This window comes from Coprococcus intestinihominis (genome assembly GCF_040096555.1).
Classification (GTDB): domain Bacteria; phylum Bacillota; class Clostridia; order Lachnospirales; family Lachnospiraceae; genus Coprococcus_A; species Coprococcus_A intestinihominis.
The window spans coordinates 1-545 of record NZ_JBBMEK010000545.1; the positions used below are offsets into that span (position 1 = coordinate 1).

Sequence of the window (545 nt, forward strand, 5' to 3'; positions counted from 1 at the left end):
ATCCTAGTTGTCTTTGAGATCCCACATCCTTTTCCACTTAACATGCATTTTGGGGCCTTAGCTGGCGGTCTGGGCTCTTTCCCTTTTGACTGCCCAACTTATCTCGTGCAGTCTGACTCCCTTAAATCAAGTATACGGCATTCGGAGTTTGATAAGCTTCGGTAGGCTTTGACGCCCCCTAGGCTATTCAGTGCTCTACCTCCGTTACTCTTTTAAGAGGCTAGCCCTAAAGCTATTTCGAGGAGAACCAGCTATCTCCGGGTTCGATTGGAATTTCTCCCCTATCCACACCTCATCACCACCCTTTTCAACGGATGTGTGTTCGGACCTCCATTGTCTTTTACGACAGCTTCATCCTGGACATGGATAGATCACCCGGTTTCGGGCCTGCCCCATCCGACTTAACGCCCTGTTAAGACTCGGTTTCCCTCCGGCTCCGCACCTTAAGTGCTTAACCTCGCCGGATGTGGCAGCTCGCCGGACCGTTCTACAAAAAGTACGCGGTCGGACCTTAACGTCCTCCCACAGCTTGCAGACACAGGGTT

At 51.6% G+C, this 545-nt stretch carries 1 rRNA gene; it reads right to left on the minus strand.

The window, feature by feature from the left end:
• Nucleotides 1-545, minus strand: a 23S ribosomal RNA gene (locus WMO25_RS18755); the annotation flags it as partial.